Source organism: Thauera propionica (genome assembly GCF_002245655.1).
Lineage (GTDB): Bacteria > Pseudomonadota > Gammaproteobacteria > Burkholderiales > Rhodocyclaceae > Thauera > Thauera propionica.
Genome location: NZ_NOIH01000045.1, coordinates 1 through 5,893 on the forward strand (window position 1 = coordinate 1; position 5,893 = coordinate 5,893).

The window sequence follows — 5,893 nt, forward strand, 5'->3', positions numbered from 1 at the left end:
GCGGGTGACGCGAACATGCGGTCGGTGTGGCTATGCAGCCGCAACGATGCCATCGGCAATCTCGCGGTCATCCTCGCGGCGGCAGGCGTCTTCGGCACCGGCAGCGCCGTGCCGGACCTCATCGTCGCGCTGGTGATGTCGGGGCTCGCGCTGTGGTCGGGATTGCTCATCATCGCCCACGCCCGACGCGACATGGTCGATTCGGAGCAGGTTCATCCATAGCACCGAGCGCACCACTTGCAAACATACGCACGCTTGTTAGAGTGTGCGTATGGAACCCAACATCACCAAATCCTCCCTTTACGAACACGTCGCCCGCATCGGCAAGGCGCTGTCGAGCCCGAAGCGGCTCGAGCTGATCGAACTACTCGCCCAGGGCGAGAAGACGGTAGAGACGCTCGCCCAGCAGGCACGCATCGACATGCGTCTGGCGAGCGCCCATCTCAAGGCACTGCGTGAAGCGCGCCTGGTGGAGAACCGGCGCGAGGGCAAGTTCATCCATTACCGCCTGAGCGGACAGGACGTCGCCGAGTTGTGGCTCAACGTCCGCGACGTGGCCGAGGCTCATCTGCTCGAACTGCGCCTCGCGCTCGAGCAGATGAGCGCCGCCCCCGATCTGCTCAGTGCGGAGAGTCGCGAGTCCCTGCTCGCCAAGGCGCGCAGCGGCGACATCGTCGTCATCGACGTACGGCCCGAATCCGAGTACGCAGCGGGGCACCTGCCGTTCGCGCGCTCGATGCCGCTCGGCGAACTGGAAAAGCGACTGGCCGAATTGCCGTCAGGCAAGGAAGTGGTCGCCTATTGTCGCGGCCCGTTCTGCGTCATGTCCGACGAGGCGGTCGCCTTGCTGCGCGAGCGCGGCTTCACCGCACACAAGATCACCGACGGCGTCACCGAATGGCAGGCGGGGGGGCTGCCTGTCGAGCGCTGATTCATTCAACCTTCACCACAACAAACGACACAAGCGAGGAGACATCGCATGAGAAGTATCGGATTCACCCTGCTGGGCGCCCTGTTCAGCCTGTCGGCCATCGCGGCCGACGTATCGATGGCCGTGCCCGGCGCCCAGACAGCCGCCGGCCAGAAGGTGCTGACTTTCATTGCCAAGGATCCGCCCGGCCAGCGCTGCAACGGCAACCTGCAGGTTGCGGCCGAAGTGGCCAACACTTACCGCGTGCCCATCCAGCTGCTGCCCTCGAGCCTGGCGCAGGGACTGCCCGCGCCGGCCGTGTTCTACGGCAACCAGCTGATCGTCGCCGACGGCAAGGAACACAACGGCGCAGCGAGCTACCAGATCGTCGCCGACGTGCTCGATCTCGAGGGTGTGGCCAAGCAGGACAAGTCCGGACTGCTGTTCCAGGACACCGTGCGCCGCGACTTCGACGCACTGAAGGCCACCATCAAGTCGGGCGGCAAGTAGGCGCCCACGCAGCAAGGAGGTGACCGTGAACACGCTCTTCATCCTCAACGACGGCCCCTACGGCACCGAGCGCAGCTACAACGGCCTGCGCCTTGCGCGTGCGCTGGGCAAGCTCGACGGCGAGACCGTGCGCGTCTTCCTGATGGGGGATGCGGTGGCCTGTGCCAAGGTCGGGCAGAAGGTGCCCGAGGGCTACTACAACGCCGGCGACATGGTGCGCATGGTCGGTGGCGAGGTGGCCCTGTGCGGCACCTGCATGGACGCGCGCGGCTATGCCGACGAGGACGTCGTGCCCAATGCGCGCCGCAGCACCCTCAAGGAGCTGGCGGACTGGACGGCCGCCGCCGACAAGGTGCTGGTGTTCTGATCGTTCCCACCCATAGCCCGCAGACGAACTCACGGAGACAAACAACATGCCCTTCAGGCTAATCCGCGCGACCGCCGTAGCCCTGGCCGTCATCACCTCACCGGCTATCGCTAACGCGCAGGCCAACGAGCAGGCCGTCGATGAGATGGCCGGCTACCTGGATTTCGTCGAGTATGGCGGCGGCGTCATCTTCGCCGAGCAGATTCCGCGCGAGGACTGGCCGCGTTTTCACGTCATCGATGCGCGCGATGCCGGCCAGTTCGCCAAGGACCACATCCCTGGTGCCGTCAATCTCGAATGGCGGCGGGTGCTTGCCGAGCGTGACAGCATCCCGCGCGACAAGCCGGTGCTGATCTACTGCAACACCGGCAGCCTGTCCGCCCAGGCCGGCTTTGCGCTGCGGGTCGCGGGCTACGAGAACGTCCGCATACTGCAGGGCGGCTTCGAGGAATGGAAGGCCAAAGGCGGCTTCGACGCGGCGAGCAAGGCGGCCGGTCAGGCGAAGCACTGAGGCATTCATGAAAGGGCGCGAGAGCGGCATGCCGGACGAGGCGTACTGGGCCTCGTTCTTTGATCCTCATGCCGTCCTGGATCGGCTCCGGTTGCCGCAAAACAGCAGCTGTAATGTGCTCGAGTTTGGCTGCGGCTACGGCACGTTCACCTTGCCAGCGGCATGCCGCACGCGTGGCAAGATGACTGCGCTCGACATCGAGCCGGAGATGGTCAGCCTTGTCGCGCAACGTTCACAAGCCGCAGGACTGGTGAATGTCCATGCGGAGGTGCGCGACTTCGTCGAGCACGGCACGGGCGTGTCAGCTGGTTCGCAGGGGCACGTCATGGTCTTCAACCTGCTGCACATCGAAGACCCGCTGGCCCTGCTGCGCGAAGCCCACCACACGCTTCAACCCGGCGGCACGCTGTCGGTGATTCACTGGCGCAGCGACATCGAAACACCACGTGGGCCGCCACTAGCTATCCGACCCAGACCGGAACAATGTGCAAGCTGGTTGACTGGGACTGGGTTCGATTCAGTCGTTCAAGTGGGACTGGCGGCCGCTGCACCGTATCACTTCGGGATACTGGCAACACGTGCAGCAGACTGAATTCCATTACCAAGCTCTTCGACGCTGAGCAGCCTTTGATCGAGGCCGTTCCAGCTTCGTACGCGACGTAAACTTCGCGAAGGCACGGGCCGCGTCGTTCGCACACCAGGAGGCTTTCGGAGCTCACCGGTCGCTCGAATGACGGCTCTGCTGACACAAGGTATGGCAGCAGTTGGCCGATAGTACCCTCTGGGCATCATCACCGTAAGCAGCCGCCCGCCGGCAAAAGGTGCGTGGCGGGTAGCCGCGCCGGGTTCAGATCTCAATCTGCTCAGAGATCTCCAAGGCATCATCGACCTCGATGCCCAAGTACCGCACAGTCGCCTCAAGTTTGGCGTGGCCGAGCAGTTGACCTGCCCCGGGATTATCGGACCACGTGCAACTTGAGAGGACGGCTCACAGCGACACGCAAGGTCTATAGTCCAATTCGAATGCGTGGAATTTCGAGCGCCACTGATGCGAAGTCAGCCCTGGAGGCCGCCGATGCCCCAGTTCAAGTACCGCAAGCCTCAAGGCTACATACCGCCTGTTGGACACGAGGAGCTTCTGGCTCGCTACGCGAGCGGTGAGCGCTACTTCGAACACGCTTCACTCCGCCATGCGATCCTGAGCGGAAGAACACTGAGCAATGTAAACCTGGCCCACGCCGACCTTAGCGATGCGTATTTGGACCATGCAGCCCTGGATGGAGTCGACCTGACGGGTGCGGTGTGCGTCAACGCCGACTTATCCAAGGCGTCGCTGTATCAATGCTGTTTTGCCCATGCGGACCTGCGGGGTGCCGTCTGGTACATGACCGGTCTCAGGCACGTGAGCTTCTTCGCTGCGCAGCTTGACGAGGCAAAGTATCTGGAGTGCCTTCAATGGTCCGACGACGACGAGCGCCCCGGGCTCATGCCCCACCACGCGACCAAGCGAACGTGCTTTGTCAGCTATGCCTCGTCAGACGATGCGCTCGCCGGACGTGTCGCCGAGGGCCTTCAGCGCGCGAACATCCCGCACTGGCTCATGCCCTTCGCCAGTTGGTTCGGTCGCGATTCCCTCATCGGCGATCGGACTGTTGCTGATCATTTGCGGCGCAGCATCGGTATGTGCGATGTCTTCATCGTGGCCCTCTCGCTTGGCGCTTTGGAGAGCCGGTGGGTGCAGTTCGAGATCGATGTGGCGACGAAGCTTCATCGGTCGGTAGGCAGACCGCAGCTTGTCGCGCTGATGGGCGACTCCGTGACTGGCACGGCCGCTGCACTCCGGGATTTCGAAGTCATCGACTGCGTCGGCGAGCACGAAGCGGCCGGTTTGGAGCGCGTCGTTGCACTAATGCGTCGGTAGCTCCAGCTCGCTGGATGGAGAAGCTGCCGCTCGCCGTCGCCTGACAGAAACCTGCCGATGAAACGCCGGAGTAGTGAAAGTCCAGTTGGGTCGAGTCTGGCAGGGGAGTTGTTAATACCGCCAGATCAAGCGATCGTGACTTAGAGGACTAGTCGGTCGCGAGCGACTGGCGTCCGTACTCGGCCACGCGCCTCAGAATTCCGCTGCACATCGCAATGCCGACCGTCGACGCGATAATCCCGCCATGCCCGAAACGCTCTTCCTGTTCGATCGCCCTGAAGCTGTCGCCCCCTGGTCCGCCATCGACGATCGCGTCATGGGCGGTGTGTCGCGCAGCGCCCTGCGTTTCGATCCGGCCGGTCATGCCGTGTTCAGCGGGCAGGTTGCGCCGGACAACAACGGCGGGTTCGCCTCGGTGCGTGCATCGGTTTCACCGCTGGCGGCAGGGGACATCGACGCCATTGAGCTCGTCGTGCGCGGGGACGGCCGCCGCTACAAGCTAAACCTGCGCATCGATCACGGCTTCGATGGTATCAATTACCAAGCCGCCTTCGCGCCCCCCGCCGGTATCTGGACCCGGCAGGAATTGGCCTTGGCTGACTTCCAGCCGACCTGGCGCGGTCGGATGATCCCCGACGCGCCGGCGCTGCGCGGTGCGCGTATCGAACAAGTCGGGCTGATGATCGCGGATCGCCAGTTCGGGGGCTTCGAGCTGGCGATCCAAGGGATCTGGGCGCGGCGCGAGTGAGCCTGGCTCCGGCGCAGATCGCCCTGACAGGCCAAACCTAACTGAATCGCCCCGGGTTTCGAGGAGGCCGGTTGGTTTAAGTTAAGACTGCGGTCTCTGTCTTCTCGGCGAGTTGCCGGAAGTAGTTTGCCTCAGCTTCGGCCGGTGGAATATAACCAATCGGCTCGAGCAGTCGGGTGTGGTTGAACCAGTGCACCCATTGCAGGGTGGCCAACTCCACCGATTCCCTGCTCTTCCAGGGCGCGCGGCGGTGAATCAGCTCAGTCTTGTACAAGCCGTTGATGGTCTCGGCCAGTGCGTTGTCATAGCTGTCACCACGACTGCCCACCGACGGTTTAACGCCAGCCTCGGCCAGCCGCTCGGAGTAGCGGATGGACAGGTACTGAGCGCCTCGGTCCGAGTGATGGACCAAGTCGTTGGCATTGGGCCGTCGTTCGTACAAAGCCTGCTCCAGCGCATCGAGGACGAAATCGGTCTGCATGGTGCGACTGACGCGCCAGCCCACGATGCGCCGGGCGAACACGTCGATGACGAAGGCGACATACAACCACCCCTGCCAAGTCGAAACGTAGGTGAAGTCCGACACCCACAGCTCATTGGGGCGGCGGGCCTTGAACACCCGATTGACCCGGTCCAGTGGGCAGGGCGCCGAGGCGTCGGGAAGCGTCGTGCGGACCTTCCTGCCACGACGTACCCCCTCAAGCCCCAAGCGCCTCATCAACCGCTCGACCGTACAGCGGGCCACCCGGATGCCCTCACGGTTCATCTGCAGCCAGACCTTGTCTGCACCATAGACCTGCCAGTTGGCGTGCCACACGCGCTGGACCTCGGTAAGCGCCCGGCGAACCCGTCTTGCCGTTTCGCTCAGACGCTGACGGCTGGCTGCCAGCGATGCGGCAGCAGTTCGCCAATCCTGCTGTAGGGCT

The 5,893-nt window shown here is 63.7% G+C and carries 8 protein-coding genes and 1 pseudogene; 8 read left to right on the plus strand and 1 reads right to left on the minus strand.

Annotation, left to right across the window (positions count from 1 at the left end):
- The 8 genes and pseudogenes from CGK74_RS18400 to CGK74_RS18440 form a co-directional block, all read left to right on the plus strand.
- Nucleotides 1-222 (plus strand): annotated as a pseudogene (locus CGK74_RS18400) (cation transporter); the annotation flags it as partial.
- Between the two features lie 49 nt (nucleotides 223-271).
- Nucleotides 272-931: an ArsR/SmtB family transcription factor gene (locus CGK74_RS18405; RefSeq protein ID WP_094269813.1), complete on the plus strand. Its 660-nt coding sequence runs from the start codon at nucleotides 272-274 to the stop codon at nucleotides 929-931.
- A 48-nt stretch (nucleotides 932-979) separates the two neighbouring features.
- A complete protein-coding gene (locus tag CGK74_RS18410) occupies nucleotides 980-1,420 on the plus strand; it encodes a hypothetical protein (protein WP_094269814.1) in 441 nt (146 codons plus the stop codon).
- 25 nt (nucleotides 1,421-1,445) lie between these two features.
- Nucleotides 1,446-1,787, plus strand: a complete 342-nt coding sequence (locus CGK74_RS18415) for a DsrE/DsrF/TusD sulfur relay family protein (RefSeq protein ID WP_094269819.1) — start codon at nucleotides 1,446-1,448, stop codon at nucleotides 1,785-1,787.
- A gap of 46 nt (nucleotides 1,788-1,833) precedes the next feature.
- Complete coding sequence (locus CGK74_RS18420; RefSeq protein ID WP_094269815.1) at nucleotides 1,834-2,298, plus strand: rhodanese-like domain-containing protein; 465 nt, start codon at nucleotides 1,834-1,836, stop codon at nucleotides 2,296-2,298.
- Nucleotides 2,299-2,305: 7 nt separating this feature from the next.
- Nucleotides 2,306-2,890 carry a class I SAM-dependent methyltransferase gene (locus tag CGK74_RS18425; protein ID WP_094269816.1) on the plus strand — a complete coding sequence of 195 codons (585 nt, stop codon included), beginning with the start codon at nucleotides 2,306-2,308 and terminating at the stop codon, nucleotides 2,888-2,890.
- A gap of 483 nt (nucleotides 2,891-3,373) precedes the next feature.
- Nucleotides 3,374-4,219, plus strand: coding sequence for a toll/interleukin-1 receptor domain-containing protein (locus CGK74_RS18435; RefSeq protein WP_094269817.1), 846 nt, complete (start codon nucleotides 3,374-3,376; stop codon nucleotides 4,217-4,219).
- Between the two features lie 244 nt (nucleotides 4,220-4,463).
- On the plus strand, nucleotides 4,464-4,967 hold the full coding sequence (locus tag CGK74_RS18440; RefSeq protein WP_094269818.1) for a CIA30 family protein: 504 nt from the start codon (nucleotides 4,464-4,466) through the stop codon (nucleotides 4,965-4,967).
- Between the two features lie 76 nt (nucleotides 4,968-5,043).
- On the opposite strand, the gene CGK74_RS18445 is transcribed toward CGK74_RS18440, so the two are convergent.
- A partial coding sequence (locus tag CGK74_RS18445) for an IS3 family transposase (protein WP_240498786.1) occupies nucleotides 5,044-5,893 on the minus strand: 850 nt, incomplete at its 5' end.

Excerpts from the sequence above, each read along its gene's own strand:
- CGK74_RS18405 (WP_094269813.1), top strand. The coding sequence starts at position 272 with ATGGAACCCAACATCACCAAATCCTCCCTTTACGAACACGTCGCCCGC.
- CGK74_RS18410 (WP_094269814.1), top strand. The coding sequence starts at position 980 with ATGAGAAGTATCGGATTCACCCTGCTGGGCGCCCTGTTCAGCCTGTCG.
- CGK74_RS18420 (WP_094269815.1), top strand. The coding sequence starts at position 1,834 with ATGCCCTTCAGGCTAATCCGCGCGACCGCCGTAGCCCTGGCCGTCATC.
- CGK74_RS18425 (WP_094269816.1), top strand. The coding sequence starts at position 2,306 with ATGAAAGGGCGCGAGAGCGGCATGCCGGACGAGGCGTACTGGGCCTCG.
- CGK74_RS18435 (WP_094269817.1), top strand. The coding sequence starts at position 3,374 with ATGCCCCAGTTCAAGTACCGCAAGCCTCAAGGCTACATACCGCCTGTT.
- CGK74_RS18440 (WP_094269818.1), top strand. The coding sequence starts at position 4,464 with ATGCCCGAAACGCTCTTCCTGTTCGATCGCCCTGAAGCTGTCGCCCCC.